The 20,626-nt window shown below is 67.6% G+C and carries 18 protein-coding genes and 1 pseudogene; 8 read left to right on the plus strand and 11 right to left on the minus strand.

Annotated elements, in window-relative coordinates:
- The 3 genes from MET9862_RS14290 to MET9862_RS14300 all read right to left on the minus strand — a co-directional run.
- The coding region (locus MET9862_RS14290) for an AAA family ATPase (protein ID WP_142583612.1) at positions 1-1,443 on the minus strand (1,443 nt) is incomplete at its 3' end.
- On the minus strand, positions 1,440-2,264 hold the full coding sequence (locus MET9862_RS14295; RefSeq protein WP_142583613.1) for a hypothetical protein: 825 nt from the start codon (positions 2,262-2,264) through the stop codon (positions 1,440-1,442). The genes MET9862_RS14290 and MET9862_RS14295, both read right to left, overlap by 4 nt.
- Before the next feature lie 74 nt (positions 2,265-2,338).
- Positions 2,339-3,103 carry a hypothetical protein gene (locus MET9862_RS14300; RefSeq protein ID WP_142583614.1) on the minus strand — a complete coding sequence of 255 codons (765 nt, stop codon included), beginning with the start codon at positions 3,101-3,103 and terminating at the stop codon, positions 2,339-2,341.
- Between the two features lie 291 nt (positions 3,104-3,394).
- On the opposite strand from MET9862_RS14300, the gene MET9862_RS30640 reads away from it, so the two are divergent.
- Positions 3,395-3,685, plus strand: a complete 291-nt coding sequence (locus tag MET9862_RS30640) for a hypothetical protein (RefSeq protein ID WP_353890179.1) — start codon at positions 3,395-3,397, stop codon at positions 3,683-3,685.
- On the opposite strand, the gene MET9862_RS30585 is transcribed toward MET9862_RS30640, so the two are convergent.
- The 3 genes from MET9862_RS30585 to MET9862_RS14320 all read right to left on the minus strand — a co-directional run bounded on the left by MET9862_RS30585 (position 3,657) and on the right by MET9862_RS14320 (position 5,999).
- Positions 3,657-4,049 carry a helix-turn-helix domain-containing protein gene (locus MET9862_RS30585; RefSeq protein WP_306438903.1) on the minus strand — a complete coding sequence of 131 codons (393 nt, stop codon included), beginning with the start codon at positions 4,047-4,049 and terminating at the stop codon, positions 3,657-3,659. The genes MET9862_RS30640 and MET9862_RS30585 overlap by 29 nt on opposite strands.
- 353 nt (positions 4,050-4,402) lie before the next feature.
- The gene (locus MET9862_RS14315; RefSeq protein ID WP_142583616.1) at positions 4,403-5,410 is read right to left on the minus strand and encodes a nucleotidyl transferase AbiEii/AbiGii toxin family protein; all 1,008 of its coding nucleotides are present in this window, start codon (positions 5,408-5,410) and stop codon (positions 4,403-4,405) included.
- A complete protein-coding gene (locus MET9862_RS14320) occupies positions 5,403-5,999 on the minus strand; it encodes a DUF6088 family protein (RefSeq protein WP_142583617.1) in 597 nt (198 codons plus the stop codon). The genes MET9862_RS14315 and MET9862_RS14320 overlap by 8 nt, the downstream gene beginning before the upstream one ends.
- A gap of 967 nt (positions 6,000-6,966) precedes the next feature.
- On the opposite strand from MET9862_RS14320, the gene MET9862_RS14325 reads away from it, so the two are divergent.
- Together MET9862_RS14325 and MET9862_RS14330 are read left to right on the plus strand one after the other, a co-directional pair.
- Positions 6,967-8,025, plus strand: coding sequence for an HD domain-containing protein (locus tag MET9862_RS14325; protein ID WP_142583618.1), 1,059 nt, complete (start codon positions 6,967-6,969; stop codon positions 8,023-8,025).
- Positions 8,003-8,962 carry a hypothetical protein gene (locus tag MET9862_RS14330; protein ID WP_142583619.1) on the plus strand — a complete coding sequence of 320 codons (960 nt, stop codon included), beginning with the start codon at positions 8,003-8,005 and terminating at the stop codon, positions 8,960-8,962. The genes MET9862_RS14325 and MET9862_RS14330 overlap by 23 nt, the downstream gene beginning before the upstream one ends.
- A 1,183-nt stretch (positions 8,963-10,145) precedes the next feature.
- Here the strand turns inward: MET9862_RS14330 and MET9862_RS14340 are convergent.
- The 3 genes from MET9862_RS14340 to MET9862_RS14350 all read right to left on the minus strand — a co-directional run bounded on the left by MET9862_RS14340 (position 10,146) and on the right by MET9862_RS14350 (position 13,345).
- Positions 10,146-11,597 (minus strand): site-specific integrase, encoded by a 1,452-nt coding sequence (locus MET9862_RS14340; RefSeq protein WP_142583621.1) that lies wholly within the window; start codon positions 11,595-11,597, stop codon positions 10,146-10,148.
- Positions 11,598-11,947: 350 nt separating this feature from the next.
- Positions 11,948-13,057: a nickel/cobalt efflux transporter gene (locus MET9862_RS14345; protein WP_142583622.1), complete on the minus strand. Its 1,110-nt coding sequence runs from the start codon at positions 13,055-13,057 to the stop codon at positions 11,948-11,950.
- A 9-nt stretch (positions 13,058-13,066) separates the two neighbouring features.
- Entirely contained in the window at positions 13,067-13,345 is a 279-nt protein-coding gene (locus MET9862_RS14350; protein WP_142583623.1) for a metal/formaldehyde-sensitive transcriptional repressor, read from the minus strand.
- Between the two features lie 89 nt (positions 13,346-13,434).
- Between MET9862_RS14350 and MET9862_RS14355 the strand changes: the two genes are divergently transcribed.
- From MET9862_RS14355 to MET9862_RS14375, 5 genes and pseudogenes are all read left to right on the plus strand, one after another.
- Positions 13,435-13,641: a DUF1289 domain-containing protein gene (locus MET9862_RS14355; RefSeq protein ID WP_142583624.1), complete on the plus strand. Its 207-nt coding sequence runs from the start codon at positions 13,435-13,437 to the stop codon at positions 13,639-13,641.
- A 105-nt stretch (positions 13,642-13,746) separates the two neighbouring features.
- Positions 13,747-14,577: a chromate resistance protein ChrB domain-containing protein gene (locus tag MET9862_RS14360; protein WP_142583625.1), complete on the plus strand. Its 831-nt coding sequence runs from the start codon at positions 13,747-13,749 to the stop codon at positions 14,575-14,577.
- Between the two features lie 2 nt (positions 14,578-14,579).
- Positions 14,580-15,989: a chromate efflux transporter gene (chrA, locus tag MET9862_RS14365; protein WP_142583626.1), complete on the plus strand. Its 1,410-nt coding sequence runs from the start codon at positions 14,580-14,582 to the stop codon at positions 15,987-15,989.
- Entirely contained in the window at positions 15,989-16,345 is a 357-nt protein-coding gene (locus MET9862_RS14370; RefSeq protein ID WP_142583627.1) for a hypothetical protein, read from the plus strand. The genes chrA and MET9862_RS14370 overlap by 1 nt, the downstream gene beginning before the upstream one ends.
- A 30-nt stretch (positions 16,346-16,375) precedes the next feature.
- Positions 16,376-17,330 (plus strand): annotated as a pseudogene (locus tag MET9862_RS14375) (LppY/LpqO family protein).
- A gap of 532 nt (positions 17,331-17,862) precedes the next feature.
- Here MET9862_RS14375 and atzF read toward each other — a convergent pair.
- Both atzF and MET9862_RS14385 read right to left on the minus strand, forming a co-directional pair.
- A complete protein-coding gene (gene atzF / locus MET9862_RS14380; RefSeq protein ID WP_142583628.1) occupies positions 17,863-19,665 on the minus strand; it encodes an allophanate hydrolase in 1,803 nt (600 codons plus the stop codon).
- Positions 19,666-19,711: 46 nt separating this feature from the next.
- Positions 19,712-20,626, minus strand: a complete 915-nt coding sequence (locus MET9862_RS14385) for a polysaccharide deacetylase family protein (protein WP_142583629.1) — start codon at positions 20,624-20,626, stop codon at positions 19,712-19,714.

Raw genomic sequence — 20,626 nt, forward strand, 5'->3', positions numbered from 1 at the left:
CGCGCGTCGGGCCCGGCTGCGGGCGCGGCGCACCCAGGCGGCGCAGTCGGCCCCGGTGCCGCCGACGGCGCGGCCGGCCGCTTCGTCCAAGTCGGCGCCGGCGAGATCCGGGCCGAGGTGGTGGCGCAGGATCGCGGCGAGGTCGGAGCGCGAGGGGAGGGAGATCGCGATGCATCGGTCGAAACGGCCCGATCGGAGGATCGCCGGATCGATCCGATCGCGATCGTTCGTGGTTCCGACCAGAAGGACCCCGGCACGGCCGCCTTCGTCGAGACACTCCAGAAGGCCGTTCACCACCTGGACGGAGTATTCTCGGTTGTGACCGGCGAAACGCCGTCGGTCGCCGAAGGAGTCGAGCTCGTCGATCAGGGCGACGCATGGAGCGGCTTTGCTGGCTGCGTCGAAGAAATGACGCATCGCCCGAAGCGTCGTTCCAAGATGGCCTTCGCCGGCTGACTGCCACTGGGCGAGCGAGCCGGCGATCAGAGGAACTCCCGCTTGGCGGGCGAGCGCATGGGCGAACGACGTCTTTCCCGTGCCGGGCAGGCCGACCAGGAGAGCTGCCGTCTCGCAGGCCGACCATGGCACCGCGCTCTTCGCGTAGGCCGATAGATCCGAAGCCGCAGCCAAGCCCCATTCGGCGGCTTGGCCGTAGCCTGCGAGATCCGCCAGACGAGGCCCGTCCGCAGCCCGGCGATGCAGTACGCGTGCCTGTACGACCGCTTCGAGCCGGTCGAGAGCCCCATCGGCACCGCGGGCAGGATGAATTGCGATCCGGATGTCCGCGGGTTCGATCGCGGACGCGACGTCCGCCGCAATGCGTCTGCCCGGAGTGGAGCCGACCACGTGCTCGACGAGGAGTTCCACCGCTTCCGGATCGAAGCCGACGACGACGAGCCGTTCCTCGCAGGCCCGCAGCAGATCGCTCGGCAGTTCCGCACGCGCCGGCGTCGCGACGCCGATCAGGGGACGGTGCTCGCGGAAGGCCTGCGCCGTGCGGGTGTCGCCCCTGGCACCGGGATGGTTGCTTCCGGAACCGGGGGTCACCACGATCGGTCCCGCCCCGCTTCCGATCACCGGACGGTCCTTGCGCCAGTACCCTTTCGACGGCGGCGACGATGCGAAGCAGGCGTCGAATGCCTTCGCCATCGGGTCGATCCAGTCCGCACGCGGGACTTCGACGACCACGATCGGCGCGCCGCTCTCGATCCTTCGGAGAAGATCGGGGCGCGACGCGAGGCCGAACCCGAACAGGACGGCCGCACCGACGACTTCCGCATCGCAGAGAACCGGATCGTCGCAGAATGCGGCAAGTTCGTCTTCCGACGCATGCCGCATGGAAAGGCGGCCGAGCAGATCCCGAACGATCTCCGTCCCGCTCGGACGGCCCGTGCCGGTCCGGCGTTCCTCCAGCCGTGCACGGCTGCGCTTCTCCGAGCTCATCGCGAAGATCCTCCCTCCGCGGCGGGAGCCTCGACCAGACCGGGAAAGACCAACTCGATCAGCGTCAACACCTCGCGGGCGGAATCCGGGACCGGACCCGGGCGTCCGGAACCGGCGTCCATCTTCAGACGCGATAGAACCAACTCGGTGTTGCCGCCCCGACGCACGGCCTGTTCGATCGTGGTCAGAGCATGGGACCGCCCGGCCCCCCGGAGCGGGAGTCCGCCGAGAAGCAGGACGTGGCCGCTGCCGCTGCGCCCGATTCCAACGCCGAGAAGGCGTCGGCTCCAATCCGCGGAAGTCAGAATGCGGACGGCGGTCCTTCCTCCGGTTCCGCAACCGATCAACAGGCATGCCTGGACCCGTTCGTGGATGCGGAGTTCCGCAAGGAAGTCGATGCCGGTCGAAGGGGCGCACAGAACCCAGCCCGTCCGCCCACGGAAGCGGAATGCGAAACGCCCGAACGGATCGCCCAAGAGCGTCAGCTCATACTTCGCTGACCTGCCCGCTTCCGATTCGCGGCGAGGCCGCGGATCGCTACATTCGTCCGCGTGCCGAATGGCGAGCCTCGCCGCCGACGCGGCGGTGATGACGCCCTCGTGGGCGAGTGCGGCGAGCCGCCCGACGGTCTCGTCGGCGAGGCCCGCGAGCTCGCTCAGCTTGATCGGGAGCGGTGCATCCGGATCCGCGCCCGTACGGACGCGGCGGCCGCAGAGGCTCCGCACGATGCCGACGACGCTCCTGTTCCTCGACCTGCCGAGCGGTCGGCAGCCGAACGGACGACCGGTGGGGAACTCGACGACGATGCCGCTGCCGACCATGGCGTGGGCTCCAATGACGATGTTGGCGGGGGACGGAGGCGGATGATCCGTCGCGGACGGCATCCTGCCGCCTGCTAGTGCGGACGGGCTTCCGCAGCCGCAGCTTCCGACCGCGCGGAGGGATCGGACGACGGCATCGGGATGACCGCCCAACCGAGCGCATCCCAGTCGAACGTCCAGCAGGGCTGCCTGAGTCGAACGGCGCTGCGGTCCGTGAACTCGGTCGCGAGATCGATCTCGAGATGCCCTCCGAACGCGAGGCCGAAGACGCGTTCCCTCGCCAACTGACCGGCGAGCGAGGCTTCGCAGGACGCGAGCGGAGCCTCGCCGCCATGCTCCTCGATGCAGCGCTTCACCGCGTCCGCGTCCCCGCAGGCCGGAACCACCTTCCCATCGAAAATGCGGTGGGCGTTCGCGAGCCGCGGCTGCCTTTGCACTTCGACCGGCGGAACGACGAGCACAAGTCGGCCGGCCGCCGAAGCACGGCGGCCGACCGAGAACGCGAGGCCGCGCAGCCGCGAGTGCCTCCAGGTGCGATGGGTCGGAAGGATCACGCCGTACTCCCGGCCCGATCCGCGAAAGAGGACCGCGGTGACCGCGTCCTGTTCGAGACCGGCCCGCGCGAGCTGGGTGCAGAGATCCCGGTCGAGCCCGAGACGGATCGCGCCGTGGACCGTTGCGAGTACCGATGCCTCGCAGCCGAGGCGCCTCGCGTTGATCCCGCCGCGCCACGTCCGCCGGCGGAAGGGGGACGGGATCGCGCCGCGTCGACGCGGAAAGGAGCGATGCACAGACATGCGAACGCCGTCGATCTCGGCCGCCGTGCGGCGACCGCGCATCTGCGTGTGTCGATCGGATGGGTTCCGCTACGCCGCACGAAGTCATGCCGGACGTGCGCGTTCCTTCATGAAGGAACGGCGCGGCTCATCTCGCTTGACGAAACCGCGTATGCAGCCGATCTTGAAGGTATCGGATGGCGATCCGATCCCGCCGGCCATCAAGGTCAGTTTTCGGCGCAGGCGCGACTGTGCCGATTTCCTGACTGCACTTGTAGACGGTAGTGCACATTGGTCGCAGATGCAAGCGAAGTCTTGGATTTTTTGAGGGCGCGCCACTTCCGCGCCGCGCGCGTGCTCTTGGACTGGACCCAGGACGAACTCGCCCGGAAAGCCCGTGTCGTGCGTCGGACGATCGCCATGCTCGAGACGGGTGGATGTCGGACCCGGCAACGCAACGTTCGAGCGGTACTGGCAGCGCTCCAGGCGGGAGGGATAAGGTTCGCTTGCAATGCGGACGGCGAGATCAGTCTGATCGATGCGAACGCGAAGGCCGATGGGGATCTCGCGCCAGTTCGCTGCGGATCGGGCCGTTCCGCGCACCTGCGGACAAGGGTCAGCGGTCGGCGTCCGGTCGCCGTATGAGTTGCCAAGGCTCGAGCCGCAACCCTCGGGCCAGCCGTTCCAGGGTGTCGATCGAGAGATTCCTCAGTCCGCGCTCGATACCGCTGATGTAGGTGCGGTCGATCTCGCAGAGGTCCGCGAGCGCGTCCTGGCTGAGACCTTTCTCGGCCCGGATCCGCCGCACGTTCGTTGCGAGGATCTCCCGGAGAGTGCCTGGGTGGGTTCGTTTCACGCGCGCATCGAGCGCGGCTGTGGACGATAAGGCGACGGACTTTAAGTCACATTCGTTCCGGTCGACAGGCGATGCGATCTCGGTCTTGCAGGTGATGCTCGGGAGCGGGGCCGCGGACTGCCGGTCGAGGACGCAGGCGCCGACGCTGCGCAATCGGCTATATCCGGCCGTCTGATCCGTGGACGTGGCGCGTCCGGAAGCAATCCGGGAGGGCTGCCGCGCAACGGCTTCGCGGAACCTGAAGACCGTAGCCTGGAGGCGCTTCCGCAGCGGTCGATCACACAGGTCCACAGTCCGCACCCCGCGGACCTGCGGGACCGGGCCGTTACGGCGCAAGGTGTGGGCAGGCGGGCCGGAACGCCGCTGGCGGCGGACGGCGCGGCGGCTCCGCACGAGGGCAGAGAGGGCCTGCCCCTCGTGTCAGGTCCTCGGAGAGATGGCTTGCCGCGGACTCGGCAAGGGGTTCGGCGTCCCGGCCGGGGCCGGACCGTCGAGTGTTCGCTTGGCTAGGCGTTGATTGCCTTCTCCAGGTCGGCACATGTCTCCATGACCGTGTCGAAAGACGGAGCCTTGCGGGACGTCATGCCTGCTTCGGCCATGCGGGCGTAGTCTTCGGCCAGCTTGCCGAGAGGCTCGCCGACAGGAACGAGCCGCAGTCCCCCGGAAACCGCAGCTGTGTAGTCGACCCAGCCTCCGTTCCCGTCCTTCTCGGCGAAGAAGAAGCTTTTATGTGTCGCCACCTTTCTCGCCAGATCTCGATCGGCGACGATTCTATCGATGCGCTCCGAGCCTGCGATGCAGTGAAGGTCGTGCCAGTGGCGCGAGAAGCGGTCGCCCTTCAGGCTTTCTTGGATGGAGTAGACATGCGCAGCCGTGGCCTTCTCCCAGAAGGTTCGTCCGATGGTCATCGCTCTCACCTGAGCCGTTGGGAAGTCGAGGCCGGCAATCGCGCTCGCGGCGTCGCAGGTCACGTTCGCCGTCTCGGTGGGCTCTCCGGTCGACCGCGCCCCGAACTCCAACATGACGGCTTGAGGGACATATGAACTGCCCTCGACCACGGGCTCATACTCGAGGAACAGCTTTTCCTTGCCCTCCTGTCGGCACCGGATCTCGATTCCATCCCGCTCGGCGGCAGCCGAGAACAAGGGCACCAGTTCGTCCTGGATCCAAGCAGGAAGCTTGTCGCGAACTTCCTCCGTCCACTTCCGACCCTGGCTCTTGGACGGCGGAATCCCATCCGGCGTGATGTCGAAGTCCGGCAGGAACCGTCTGATGTCGTAGGTGAGGTCCACGTCCTCGGAGAAGCGGTCGATCACGCCGTACACCTTCGAAAGCGAAGTTCCGCCTTTGAAGGAAAGGTGTGCGCCGTGACCGCTGCCGTAGATGGCCGAGAGCGCCCAGACGACCATGACGTCCTTCTGGAGGATGTCCGCTGGTCGTCCCAGAAGTTCCGAGGCTGCGCCGAGAGCGTCGCGCTTCCGGGCGGAACTCATCCGCAGGAACTGTTCACCCACGCAGTTCGACTTCCGCTATGGCCGACCCGACCCACTTGGGCAGTTTCGGCGCGATCCTGTTGAGCTTCTCCCATTGGGACGGCTCGAGCCGCTCCTTGAGGCGCGATGCCGCCTCCTTCGCCTGTTCCTTGCCGAGATACGCCATGGCGCGGACGGCCTCGCCGGCGGGCTCGCCGGGTAGGACGGTCTGCCATTTCGGTACATGCCGTAGCTCGACCGGGTTGGATCCGAGCGCGAGCGAACTCGATCGGCCGGAGGTGAGGTAGACCCTCCGGATCGGTTGCTGCGTCGTCAGACCGAACCGATTGGCGGCAACCCCTCCGTCAGGAACGATCGGCTTGCGCATGCGCTTCGCCATGGAACGTACGACCCGCTCGGCCGAAGGTGGAAAGGATCCGAACTCGCCTTTTCGCGGCACGACGTAGGCGCCGCGGGCGATCCGCATGATCTCGCCCTTGGCGGCCAGTCGTGACAGCGTCTGGTCGATCGCGGATCGCGTTCCGAGCTTCGAGAGGCTCTCGGCGGTGATGACCGAGCCTTCGCGCTTCCGCCTGAGGGCGGCGCGCACGCTGTGGGACAGAGGCTTCATGCCGGTCTCCTGTCAGAAACCCATATCGCAATTTCTGACAATCGACAACGAGCGGGATCGATCCTGGCCACGCTCGCAGGCATGGCGGCATCGATGCGTTGGCGGGTGGAGGCAACGTCGCAGCGAAGGCGCTGTCACCTGGCGGTGGGCCTGGAGCCCGGGCGGCCCCGTGCACGCGACGGATCGCGGCCGCCTGCGCCGGGCCCACCGGTCGGCCGGGGGAGAGGAAACCGCATGCGAAGGATCCACGATCCGCCCACGCCACGTGCTGCTGGGTTCGGCGCGGCGTCGAGGACTGGCGGATATCGTGATCCTCCGGAGCGGGGACCATCAGCGGCGGCTCTGGCGCTGCGACCGGCATTCGAAGACATGGACGACCGGTTGGCGACGAGACGCCTTGCCGACTACCTCGATCTCCGTTCGCGGCGCAGGGCCCGCGCAACACAGCCTGTCGACGCGCACCCAGTGCAGTGCCTGAGCACACCGCATGGCCAGCCCTCGGTCGCAATTCCCCGACGCTGCCCGCCGTTGCCGCACGCCCTGGCAGTCGCCACGGCGCATGGATCGCGATACGGGCACGAAACACGCTTCGGGTTGCAGCTCGGCCACCGCCGCAGGCCTTCGGTAAGGTGGCGGATGCAGGCCGTAGTGCTGAATCCTCGAACCTCAATCCCGGACGACGCCACGCCGGCTTCGATGGGGGCTGGAGGAAAACGATGCCGTTCCGATGCGATCTGGACGGGCTGGGACTGCCCAATACCGTCAAGCAGGTGCTGCGCCGGCATCGGACAGCCAGACATCCAGCGCGTCGTTCGTCGTGCCACTGGCTCGCCTCGCGACCAGTTCCCATGAGGTCTGCGGCGGTCCGGCGCTCCGGACCGAAAGGCATGGGCTTTGAGCGCACGCCGGCGTAGAAGCGTGATCATGGGTCCGTTTCGGGACCGTGGCGAGGTCGACGGGCGAATCGGTGTCGAGCAGCAAGGCCAGATACGACTTTGCGAGCCCCTTGGATGCCGACGGCGCGCAGTTCGGGGATGCCCTTGTCGACGGCATCATGGCGAGCCGGGCGTTCAGGCGACTGAAGGGTGTCCGCTTCCTGGGCGGGATCGACTACGTGCTCGTCCGATCGCCCAACGGCAGTCGAACGCGGTACTCGCGCTACGAACATAGCGTCGGCGTCGCCTACCTCGCGGCGCTCCACGCGGATCTGCGTGATCTCACTCCCGATGAACGAAGACTGTCCTGCGCGGCGGCGCTTCTGCACGACATCGGTCATGCGCCGCTTTCGCATTCTCTAGAACCCGTCTTCGTCGAGCATTTCGGACTTGGCCATCACAAGGCGACCGAGGAAATCATATACGGCCGCGCCGCCATCGGCCGCGAAATCTCCGACCTCATCCGCCAGCACGACGTGGATGCCGATCGTCTCGTCGCGCTGATCGGAGGCGAGGACGACCGTTTCGACGGCTTCTTCGCAGGGCCAATCAACTTCGACACCATCGAAGGCATCTTGCGCACGCACTCCTACGTGAGGAGCAGCGTCGCCACTCCAGACCCTCAAGCGGTCGTGCGCGCCGCCGTCCGGCGCGCCGACGACGTCGATCGGCAACTCGTCGATGCCTTTTGGAGCTTCAAGCATCTGGTATATGCGCAACTGATCAACGCCGAACTCGGCGTTCTCGCCGATGCGGCATGTCAGCAGAGCATGCGAGACCATATCGCCAGCTTCACCCGGGACGACTACTTCACCGACGAGGCCGCAGCGTTCAGGAAGATGCCCGGTCTGCGGGAGCTGCTCGTGCGCCGGGATTTCAGAGACGAGGCTGCCGACCGGGTCGGACGCTCCATCGCGTTCAGACGGCGAAGTTTCTTCATCGACGAAGAGGCCGACTTCTTCCTGCGTCAGGATCGTTGCCGATACAAGCAAAACAAGACAGATCAGATCTTGAAAATCGGAGACGATCACCGATCACAACCAACGAATGTCATCCGAGATCTATTCGATGAAGACGGCATATCAGCGTAGTTGCGAATTTTCGAACCAGAAGCTAAGCGAACTTCGTGGAAGTCTGGCAGGCATACCGCCCTCAACGGACGTCGTTCTGACCTGCGGCTCCTACGCACGTCGCGAAGCGTCCGAAGCCTCGGACCTCGACTTCTTCGTGATCACGCAGACGAACACGAACTTCGACGACCCCGAGACGGTCAAAGCAGATCTTTCATGGATCGGGAGCGTGCATCACGCTCTGTCCGGTATCGTGCCCGTCGAACCATCGGCCGGCGGAGCCTTCGGGGACGTGGTGAACCGTTCCTCGCTCCTGCTGAACATCGGCGGCGAGCACGACACGAACCACAACATAACCCGACGCATGCTCTTTCTGCTCGAGGGCGAGGCCCTCTTCAATGCGGACGAGCTACGAAAGGTTCGGCGCGAGATCCTCGAGCGCTACATTTCGGACCAAATGACGGACCATCAACTCGCGCTGTTCCTTCTGAACGACGTGATCCGCTACTACCGCACGATGGCGACCGACTACGAGTTCAAGACGGTCGAAACGACGAAGCCAAAACCCTGGGGCATCCGCAACATAAAGCTCGTCTTTTCGCGGAAACTTCTCTACGCAAGCGGCCTGTTCAGCGTCGCCATGGCCGCGGACAGAACTCGGGACGGCAAAGTCGGACTTCTTGCCGAGTATTTTGAGATGCCCGTTATTGATCGAATGGAGCAGATCTGCGGCAAGGAGCGGCTTGCCGGCGTCATGGCGAGCTACAATTACTTTCTGGACAAGTTCGAGCGCCCCGAAATCCGCGAGCATCTGAAGGGCTTGAGACGCGAACAACGAGACGACGCGATCTTCCGAGAGCTCAAGAACGAAGGCCATCATTTCACGCGTGAACTTCTGAAGCTGTTCGAGAACACCTTCGACAGCACCCACCCGATCAGGCGGGCGGTCATCTTCTGACTGCGGCGTCGGACCCGCGGCATTCCAGCCGGCGACTCGAGCGCGACGACAGCGGAGACTGCACGGCAGCGCTTCTAGGATGCGTCGCGCGGACGCGTTCGCGGTCGTAGATGCGCCGGAGCACGCAGCCGAGATCGATGACGAAGATGCATGGGGCATCCGGAAGGATCGGTCGATCGGACCGAACCAAGACCCCGCGAAAGCTCGAGGTTAGGTCGACGAGCCTGCTGGAGGCAGGAGGGCGGACAGGGCTGGCCTTGGCTGCGCGGGTATCGACGCCGCCGGTATGCTATGCTCGGACGTAGAGGGACCCCGCGCCCACGGCCGGGGAGCCGCGGTCGGCGACAATCGACGCGAGGACCCCGGCTGCCGACTCAGTCCGGGGTCGGAGGGATCGGTGTCAAGAGCGGCGAAAGCGGGTTCCCGCGCAGATGGACGCGGGTCGGCCTACGATCATCCCTTTGACGGACCTTGCGAAAACGCACCTCGCTGCGGGACGGGGGCGGTTCAGGGGAACGTCATCGCCAAATGGTGGCATTGAAAGTCGGCCGGGAAGGCCCTGCCCGCAGGTACCTGCCTGCCATGATCGGAAATGCGGTGGTGGCGGCACGCGAACGGCTCGTATCGGTGGAGAGGCGCTCCCAGCGCGGTCTCCACATTGCCCTGGAACACCTCGGGCGATCCCCGTTCGACATAGGCGAGCATGGCTCCGCTTCGCGAGAATGGCGCGTAGCGGCAGCTCATGGGCTCGGCGAACTCGGATTCGATGGCAGCGGACCGATCCACGAAAGCCGAGACCATCCCGCGGCGACGGACTCCGAAGGCTTACGGATCGTGGTCCGTCCGGCGCCCGGTCCCACCGCCACGGGAGCGCTGACAATGAGATCGAGGGCGGCCTCGTCACGTAAGGGCAGCATCCGTATGCCGTTGCAGGTTCTTGGCTCTGCCTCCGGCCCAAGGTCATGCGCCGGGAGTTCGGACAAGAAGCCGGCCGAGGTGAATGCGAGGTGCCGTTCTCCGTCGACGCACCAGGAACGGCAGTAGACCGTAGCGGCCGTCTTCTTACCAGCTACAAGTTGTTGCCGTCGCGACGCGGCTCTGCGTCTCGCGGCGCTCGCCGGCCGCTCCGCGTGCGAGCCAGTGCGGCATCCGGCACATCGGTCGCCGGACCATCCGCGGGCCGTCATGGCGGCGCGATCCTGCGCCGTCGCGGCATCAGCGGCCGCGCCTCGACGACGGGACTGCCGTCCAGCGGCGGCAACCTGACCTTCGCGACCGCGATCTTCGCCGCCTTCATCTCCGGCCCCGCGCTGTAGCGGCCCAGGGTAAGGCCGGAGCGCTTATGGCCGACGATCGCCGCGAGCAGGTCGCCGTCGACGCCCGCCCGCTCCGCTTTGGTGATGAACCAGCGTCGGAAGGAATGGAAATTGACGAGCGAGCGGCGCCTGCCCTCGACCACGTCGTCGACGCCCAGGTCCCGACGGTACTTGGTGAACCGCTTCGAGAAGTACGAAGATCGCTCCCGGACCGATCCCTTCGCCCTGGGGCCGGGCCATTCGGGAAACAGATCCTCGTCGAAGCTCTTTCCTTCCGCACGCCGGACGACGACCTCGCGCAGATCCGGGTGTATCGGCACGTCTCGGAATGTCTTCTCCTTCTTCTGCGGCTTGAAGGTGAACCACCCGTCGATGCACTCGCCGACCCGCAGATCGATCACCGCATCGAGCCGAGCGCCTGTCAGGGCCGCCACGAGCATGACGTCGAGCATGGCCCGGTCGGACGTGCCCATGAAGAGGCGCTGCACTTCGGCCTCCGTGAAAGGCCGTTCCTCCTCGTCCGGCTCCGTCGTCGGTTTGTTCAGGCTCAGGCCGACCCAAACATTCGTCTCGATCGGCGTCCTCTTGACCAAATGCTTCCAGTAGGCCCTCAATCTGCCGATATACTTGGTGCACGAGGCCCATCCAAGGCCCGTGTAATCTTCGATCTCGTCCACGAAACGAACGGCTACCTTGGTTGTGATCCGCTCCAAGTAAGGCTCGATACCGCGCTCGACGCACCACTTAAGCAGGATTTGCAATGCCCGGGTATCGTCCTTGAGCGACCGCTCCTTGATCTTGGTGCGCTTGATGAAGTCCGCATGGTGGGCGGCAATGGGTGTCGCCGTCGCGAGAGCGACGGCTGCGAAGTCCGCCGAACGCCGGAGCGCATCCTCATGCGGCACGGCTTCCTCGTGTTGCTCTAACGACTCTCCATCGTCGACATCGACATAGCGCGTCGTCGCACCGTCGAGCCTGATTTCATACGTACGCAGCTTCACTGCCGCGAGGATGGCGTCGAGATCCGGATCGTTCCTTTGTCGAGCATCCGATATAATCCCTGCCCATTTCAGGGCCTCCGCCTGTTCGGAGCGCGGCTGATCGCCGAGCGTCGTCCAGGCCTTGTCTATCCGGGCCTTGAATTCCTTGACGATCGGCCGCTTGAGCACGTTGGCGGAAAGCAACGACTTGGTCCCGAGCGCCTGCTTGAGGCGGTAGCCGAGCAGGGGGCGAAGCTTGACCGGAACGCCCATGGTGACCCGGTAGTAGCCGTCGTGCAGCTCCAGATAGCCGTTTTTCGGGTCGGGCTTTCGGGGCACGGGAACCACCTGCGAACGTCGATTTGTCCCCGATATGTCCCGCGGCCTGTCCCGAAAGTCCAGCGGAAGCAGCGACTTGTATGCAGGACAATGGATTACGCCACTCCTTCGGAAATTCCCTCCGTCTCCGCCATTTACACCCAGCCTGAAGAATGTATTCGCTCACAGCGGGTTGGCGTGCGCCGAAATCTCATTCATCCCCGCGGTGAGAGCCTGTGGAAAGCGTCGGCGTGTCGAGGCGTTCTGCCTCTAGGGCATAGAGTCGTTCAGCGACTCGGGCTGGCGAGCACAGGATCGGTCGCCGTGTAGCCGGCCGCCACGGACGACCATCAGGTTCGTCACGGCCGGCCCTACGATGAACGGAACGACACGACGGCACCGGCTGCATGCGCCGCGGCGTTGTGGTGGAGGCTCTGCCAACCGAGCCAGCCGGTATAGAGGCCGACCAGTACGATCAGGGCCGCGGAGGCGTAGGGCGCTTTCCGAGCGAAGCTGCTGAAGCCGGACCAGCGGGTCGCTATGTGCCGCACGCCGAGCGCCGCAAGCACCCCGGCCGAGACCATCGTGAGCGCCAAGCCGACGCTGAAGCAGACGACCAGCGCAAAGCCGAGGCTGAATTGCTTGAGCTGGATGCACAACAGCAGAACCGTGATGGCTGCCGGGCACGGGATCAGGCCGCCCGTCAGGCCGAACAGCACGATCTGCCCCGTGGTCACCGTTCGGCCCGCGAAACGGCGGCGGATGTCGTCGGCATGTGCGCGGGCATGGGCATCGTCCTCGTCGCCCAGGTTCGAGTGGTCCTGCTCCTCGAACGCGACCTCGTACATCTCCGGGCCCGCCGTGCCGTCGAGGCGAACGCGCGCGGTGAAGGCGTGCGGCTCAGGGATCTCGTCCAGGCTCTCCAGGTAGCCGTCGCGTAGGGCGAACCCGAACGATTGCACGGCCCCCTCCGGTCGGACCGTCTCGACCGTCACAGCGCCAGGGGCGGGCAGCGGCCCGCCCTCGGAGCGGATGCGCCAGCGGGGCGGCACGCCGTCGTCGAACACCTCCAGCATCAGCAGGCCGTCCCGCGTGACCACGTGCCGGTGCTCATCATGGTGATGATGGTCGTGGTGCTGCTCGCGCCAAGTCCGCCAGGCCATCCAGAACGCGATGCCGACGATGACGACGGCGGACGCCAACTGGAGGTACGGCTCGCTCGCCTCGCCGCCCCACTCCTGCCCGAGATATTGCCCGCCCAACGCGATGGCCCACACGACGGCCGTGTGCGAGAGCGTGGCGGCCAGCCCGAGCAGGACCGCTTGGGTGACCGTGCCCCGGACCGCGATGATGAAGGCCGCCATCATCGTCTTGGAATGGCCGGGCTCCAGGCCGTGCAGGGCACCGAGCAGGATCGCGCTCGGCACGAACAGCCAAGCGTGCGCGGTCCCCTGCTGCAGCAGGTCGGTCAAAGAGGCCATGGGCGCACGCTATTTGAGATAGGTCCGCACCACCTCGATCAGCTCAGCGGTGCCCCGGGCGCGGTCGGCGTCCGGCTCGGCATCCGGGTTCACGACGTGGTGGCGGATGTGGTCTTCCATCAGCTCGGCGGTCAGGCCGTTGATGGCCCCGCGCATCGAGGCGACCAGCATCAGGACGTCGGCGCAGCCGAGCTCGGCCTCCAGGGCCCGCTCGACGGCTTCTGCCTGTCCCTTGAGCCGGCGCACACGCGCCAGCAGCTTGGTCTTGTCCTTGATCGTGTGGGCCATGGGTCGGCTTTCGCGTCTGATCCGATATATAGGGGGGTACCCTATAAATTGTCGAGCATAAGCCGCTCGCGGTCGGAGGAAGCCCTATCATGAAGAAGGACGACCCCTGCATCGGGGTTTGCCAGTGGGACGGGCGTACCGGCTGGTGCCTCGGCTGCGGCCGCACGGTCCCGGAGATCCGCGCCTGGCGAAAGATGGCGCCCTACAGGAAGACCGCCCTCGCTCGCGAACTGCCGCGCCGGGTCGCACAGGTCTCCCGCGTGGAAACAAGCCCGCTCCGGTCTGGAGACGCTTGACAGGGCACGTGCCGGCGCGATGAATAGGCCCCTCGGGAAGCGATCTCCCGACGAGGCTCCGGCTGAAGAATCGCGTCCAACCTGCATTCGATGCAAGGACGCGCCATGCCTACGCCCAACTCCATTTCCATCGATAAGCTTGCTCGTCTCGTCGGCACTGCCGGCTGCCCCCTGGTGGTCGACATCCGCACGGAGGACGCCTTCCGTGACGACCCGCGGCTGGTCCCCGGCAGTGTGCGCCGGTCCGTCAGCGACATCGCGCACTGGTCCGCCAACTGGGGCGGGCGGAGCGCCGTGGTCGTCTGCCGGCACGGGCGCGACCTCAGCCATGGCGCCGCAGCCTATCTTCGCCAAGCCGGCGTAGCGGCGGAGGCGCTGGATGGCGGCTTCGACGCCTGGGAAGCCGCCGGCCTGCCGCTGGTGCCCGAGGCGAAGCTGCCGCCCCGCGACACGCATGGCCGCACCGTCTGGGTCACCCGCGCCCGGCCCAAGGTCGACCGCATCGCCTGCCCCTGGCTCATCCGCCGCTTCGTCGACCCGGACGCGGTCTTTCTGTTCGTGCCAACGCCCGAGGTGAACGCGGTTGTCGAACGGTTCGGGGGTGCCGCCTTCGACATCGATGATCCTGGCGCCTTCTGGAGCCACCGAGGCGAACTATGCACCTTCGACGTCATGGTCGAGGAGCTCGGCCTGGCCACGCCGCCGCTCCTGCACCTCGCTACGCTGGTGCGCGGGGCCGACACCGCCCGGCCCGACCTCGCGCCGGAGGCGGCCGGCCTGCTCGCGGCCTCGCTCGGCCTGTCGCGCATCTACGCCGATGACCTCGCCCAGCTCGACGCCGGGATGCTCCTCTACGACGCCTTCTACCGCTGGTGCCGGGACGCCACGGAGGAGACCCACAACTGGCCCACCAACAAGCCCAGGGAGAAAGCCTGACTATGGCCGTGACCGCAGGTATCCAGACCGCGCAGGAGGCAGGCATGGTCGCCCAGGAAGCGCCGCTGCCCGTGACCCTGGCCGAGGCCGTGCGGGTCTGGGCCCGCATCGCCGCGCTGTCCTTCGGCGGGCCGGCCGGGCAGATCGCGGTGATGCACCGCATCCTCGTGGAGGAGCGGCGCTGGATCTCCGAGAACCGCTTCCTGCACGCGCTCAACTTCTGCACCCTGCTGCCCGGCCCCGAGGCCCAGCAGCTCGCCACCTATGTCGGCTGGCTGATGCACGGCACCCGCGGCGGCCTCGTCGCGGGCGGGCTGTTCGTGCTGCCGGGCGTCGTCGCCATCATGGCCCTGAGCTGGGTCTATGCGCTCTACGGCAATGTCGGCTTCGTCGCCGGCCTGTTTTTCGGGCTGAAGGCCGCGGTGCTGGCCATCGTGCTGCAGGCTGTGATCCGCATCGGCCGGCGGGCACTCAAGGGGCCGGTCATGATCGGGCTCGCGGCTGCGGCCTTCGTGGCGATCTTCTTCCTCGACGTGCCCTTCCCCCTCATCGTGCTGGCGGCCGGCGTGATCGGCTATCTCGGCGGGCGGGCCGGCCTGCCGCAGTTCAAGGCCGGCGGGCACGGGGGCGGCGGCAAGGTCGTCGAGGGCCCCTTCCTGCTCGATGACCACGAGCTCCCGCAGGAGCGGGCCGTCGCCGGGCACACACTGCGGATGCTGCTGACCTGGGGCGCGCTCTGGCTGGTGCCGGTCGCCGCCATCCTGCTCGCCTTCGGAACGGACGACGTCTTCAGCCAGATCGCGGTGTTCTTCTCGAAGATGGCGATGGTCACCTTCGGGGGCGCCTACGCGGTGCTCTCCTACGTCGCCCAGCAGGCGGTAGAGCATTACGGCTGGCTCAAGCCCGGCGAGATGCTGGACGGGCTCGGCATGGCCGAGACGACCCCCGGCCCGCTGATCATGGTCACGCAGTTCGTGGGCTTTCTGGCCGCGTATCGAGCACCGGGCTCGCTGCCGCCCCTGCTGGCCGGCACGCTCGGCGGGCTCCTCACCACCTGGGTGACCTTCGCGCCCTGCTTCCTCTGGATCTTCGCCGGCGCCCCTTACGTCGAGCGCCTGCGCGGCGACCGGGCGCTCGCGGGCGCGCTCTCGGCCATCACCGCCTCCGTGGTCGGCGTGATCCTCAACCTCGCGGTCTGGTTTGCCCTGCACACCCTCTTCGCCGAGTCGCGACCGTTCGCAGTCGGGCCGGTCCGCTTCGACGTGCCGGTCCTGTCGAGCCTCAACCCATGGGCGCTTGCCCTGGCGGCCACGGCGGTGCTGGCGGTGTTCCGGTTCAAGGTCGGCATGGTCCAGACGCTGGCGGCCTGCGCCGCGGCAGGCGTCGCCCTGCACATGCTGGGGCTGGTGTGATGGTCGCCGGACGCCTCGCCACGGTCGTAGCCGTCCTCACCGTGCCCAAAGGGTCTGCACACGCCGGCGAGGCGTTCCGCCACCTGACCTCCCCCGAGATCCGGGCGCGCCTGCTCGGCAAGGAGGTCACCGACGCGGTGCACTGGGCCTACCGCTTCGTTCCGAGCGGTCGCACGCGTGTCGTGTCGCTCGGGCGGGCGCCCGACGCGCGCTGGCGGATCGAGGGCGACGGGCGCTGCCTGGATGCCCCGCCCTGCGTCCAGGTCTGGATGGCCGGCAACCGGGTCGAGTTCCGGCGCGGAGACGGTACCCTGCCCGACGAGAGCGTGCTGCAGGGGCCAGCACATCGGCCCTGAGGAACGAGAGCCGCGACCGAGGAGACGACCATGCGCCGCTTGCTTGCATCCATCGCCGTAATGGGCGCCCTCGCGACCGGCGCGTCGGCCGCGGAGCCCTGGCAGGACGCCATCGCCACGGGTCTCGGGAAGCCCGGGACCGCGATGCCGGGCGGGGTCTACCGCGTGGGGCTGCCCCGGACCGACATCAAGATCACCCTCGACGGCGTGACCCTGACGCCGTCCCTCGCCCTTGGCTCCTAGCTGGCCTTCGTGCGGCATGGGGGCGGGAACGGGGTCATGGTCATGGGTAACTCGTCCTGACCGAGGACGAGGTCACCCGGTGATGAAGCACCTCGTCCAGAAAGGGGGCGAGATCACTGCCATCCACAACCACCTGCTGCGGGCCTCGCCGAGCACCCTCTACATGCACGTCTCCGGGCATGGAGATCCCGGCAAGCTCGCCACCGTCCTGGCGGGGGCGCTGGGCGCCAGCCGGACGCCCTTCGGCGGCGCGACCGTCGGTGGCACCTCGCCGCCCGGGTCACCCGGACCAGCCCTGGTCGGCGAGGGCCCGGTGCCGGCGAAGGCGACCGCGCCTGACCAGACGCTCGACCTCAACACGGCGGCCATAGACGCGGCCATCGGGCGCCAGGGCAGGATCAATGGCGGCGTCTACGCCGTGAGCGTGCCGCGCTCGGAAGCCCCGAAGGACCACGGCATGGTGGTGCCGGAGGCCATGGGCTCGGCGATCGCCATCAACTTCCAGCCGACCGGCGACGGCAAGGCGGCCATCACCGGGGACTTCGTGCCGAACGCCGACGAGGTGAACCCGGTCATCAAGGCTCTGCGAGGCAACGGCGTCGAGGTCGTCGCCCCGCACAACCATATGCTCGCTGACGAGCCGCGGTTGTTCTTCATGCACTTCTGGGCCAACGACGACGCGGGCAAGCTCGCGAAAGGCCTTCGCGAGGCGCTCGACCAAGTGAAGGTCGCGAAGGGCTGATGCGAGGGAGCATCGCCATGGTGGCGATGTCGGTGAACCTCAAGGCGGCGGTGCCTCGCGGTCGTAGTGGCTGGTTCAGGCATCGTAGCCCTTCCGGCGACGGTTCCGCTGGCAAGCGCCGCCGGATGCGTGGGCACGTCCTGTTCCATGGATCAGCGGGAACGGAGCGCCGATGACCCGGCGATGGCTACCGAATGGCCGAGATGGAGCGCGAAGCTGCCGCCCGAAGCCCGGCCTTATGCGCACAGACAGAGGCTGTTCTCGGACGTCGAACAGGCGGACAGGCGTCAAAGGCCCGACGACGACATTCCGAAGCTTCAGGCTCAATGCCGATGGCGGTCGTCCGTGTAAGACATGACCCGTAGTGCACAACGCCAAATCAGCAAGAGTATCAATTACTCTTAGCGCTCAACCAAATAGAGGCCTGTCGATCGCAGTGATTCCTTTTTTCGGTCGCAGCAAGTGAAGTCCGGCTTGCTTGATCCCGAAAGAGCTTGGTTTTGGTCGGATCAGCATCTGCCGGCGGTGGGCGTCAGGCCGCGCGGTCTGCGACGTAGCGGCGCCAGCTGCCGAGATGCGTGATCTCCTCGGCCCCCGCGACGCCCGCCGCCTCGACGAGAAAGCCCTTCGGCCGGGTGCCGTCGGACAGGTGCAGCGTGCCGATGCCGAGCGGCGCCGGGATGCCGGACACGAAATCCCCGAAGCCAGCGGTCGGCAAAGCCCAGACCTCGGTGTCGATCGTCCCGCCCCTGCCGTCCGCGGTGCGCAGCAAGCCGGGCCGTGTCGGGGGACCGCCGGGTAATGCGTACAGCTTGTATCTCGGCTCAGTCGTCACAGCCCTCAGGAAGCGGGCGCCGCGCTCCGTCAGCTCGCGGTTGAGGGGGAGCCCCGACAGGTGTGCGCCAACGACGGCGATCTCGATCTCGCCGGGCCGAGCCCTGGACGGCCCAATCTTCGCAGACGGCACAGCCGCGGTGGTCACGCCGACGGTCGGCCCGCAGGCCGCGTGAAGGCGTGCGCCGACCGCTGCCAGCAGGCCATCGTGGCCCCGCGGGCCGAGCAAGGTGACGCCTGACGGGAAGCCGTCGGTGCGTGGAAACCCCGGCACTGCCAAGGCGCACCAGTCGAGCAGGTTCACGAAGTTGGTGTAGGTGCCGAGTTCGGCGTTCGGCCCGATCGGATCGGCTTCGACGTCCGCGGCAGTGCGAGGTCGCGGAAAGGTCGGAACGGCCAGCACGTCCACCGATCCCCAGACCGTTTCCGCGGCGCGGCGCCGCTCGGCCAGCCGGTACAGGCCGGCGAAGGCATCGGCGGCCGTGTGAACGACGGCGCCCGCGATCACCGCTCGGGTGGTCGGGTGCAGGATCTCGGGACGGTCTTCCATCACCGCACGGATCGCGGCGTAGCGCTCGGCGACCCACGGGCCATCGTAGAGCAGGTCCGCGACCGCGAACATCGGTGCGAGATCGACCGGCAAGCCGGGGCCTACGATCGCTTCGAGTTCGCCGAGTGTTGCGTCAAAGGCCACCTCCGAGAGCGGATCGCCGCCGAAGCGGCGCCCCCCGGCATCTGGCACCCCGAGGCGCACGCCGGAGGGCAACCCGGCCGGAGCGGGCGCCACCGGCAGAGGCCGCGACCACGGGTCGAGGGGGTCGTAGCCGGCCATGGTCCGGAAGGCCGCATCGGCATCGGCGACCGTACCGGCGAAGATCGAGAGAGTATCCAGCGTCCGGCAGGCCGGCACCATGCCGCGGCTCGACACGGCTCCGAGTGAGGGCTTGAGCCCGACGATGTTGTTCAGGCCGGCCGGGACGCGCCCCGACCCCGCCGTGTCGGTGCCGACGGCGAACGCAACGATCCCGCGGGCGACCGCCACCGCCGACCCGCTGCTGGAGCCGCCTGGCACGTAGGTCGGATCGCAGGCATTGCGCGGCGCCGGGTAGGGCGTGCGCAGCCCGACGAGCCCCGTGGCGAACTGGTCGAGGTTGGTCTTGCCGATCAGAATTGCTCCGGCGGCGAGAAGGCGCGCGACTGCGGGCGCGGTCTCGTCGGGGGTGTAGGCGAATCCTGGGCAGGCGGCGGTGGTCGGCAGCCCGGCCACGTCGACGTTGTCCTTGACCGCGAAGGGCACGCCCCAGAGCGGCTTCTTGACCGGGTCGAACGGGCCGAGCGCCGCGGCTGCCGCCATCGCCGCGGCCTCCGGCACCAGAGAGATGAAGATACCAGGATCGTCGGCCGCCGCGAGGCGCCGGTAGGCCTCTATCACCGCATCGCGCGCGTCGAGGCCGGCCGCATAGGCCGCATGCAGTGTGGGGATCGTCGGGAACGGGGGCACGGCGGCTCCTGCGGTGGGTGCTGGCCGGTCGTTGCTGGGGGAGACCTCAGGCGTCGTCGCCGGTGCCGAGATACCAGTCGAGGATCTCGCCACCCTGCATGAACGTGACGTCGGACCGCGCCAGCAGCGCGTCGAGGAGCCGCTCCAGCAGGCCGATCCGGTGGGGGACTCCGGTGATGTACGGGTGGATGGCGAAACCCATCACCTTCGCGCCGCTGAGGGGCCCGTCGCCCGCGGCCTCCGCGCTGAGACGGTCGAGGTTGGCGAGCGCCCGCTCCACGAATTCGTCGGCGCGGTGGTGCTGGATGGCCAGCAGGGGGATGTCGTTCAGCTCCACCGAGTAAGGCAGCGCCACGAGCGGCCCCGTGCACGTGGCGATCCGGCATGGCCGGTCGTCCACCACGAAGTCCCCGACGTATTCGAGCCCGGCTGCGCGCAGATGGTCGGGCGTGTCGAGCGTTTCGGTCAGGCCCGGGCCGAGCCAGCCGCGCGGAGCGACGCCCACGAAGTCCGCGATCGTCCCGACGGTGCGGGCGATCATCGCTGCCTCGTCGGCGACCCGGTGGGTCGGGACCTGATGGAAGCCGTGGGCCATGAACTCCCAGCCGGCATCCCGCGCCGCGGCCGCCACCCGCGGGTAGGCGGTGCAGACCGAGCCGTTGATCGACAGGGTCGGGCGGATCCCGCGGGCGGCGAAGGCTTCGAGGAAGCGCCAGAACCCGACCCGCATCCCGTACTCGTGCCACGCCCAGTTCGGCAGGTCCGGCAACAGGCCTGCCGCCGTCGGCGGTACGAGAATCTGGCGTGGCATCGGGTTGTCGATCAGCCAGTGCTCGACGTTCACGACCGGCCAGACGGCCACGTGTCGCCCGCCCGGGAGGGCGAGCCGGGGGCGGTCCACGGCGGCGCGGTAGGCGAGCCGGTTCTCGGGCCGGCGGGGGTCGTCGGGGGCGGTCTCCAT

Origin of the sequence: Methylobacterium symbioticum (genome assembly GCF_902141845.1) — a bacterium.
In the GTDB taxonomy this organism is placed as follows: Bacteria; Pseudomonadota; Alphaproteobacteria; order Rhizobiales; family Beijerinckiaceae; genus Methylobacterium; species Methylobacterium symbioticum.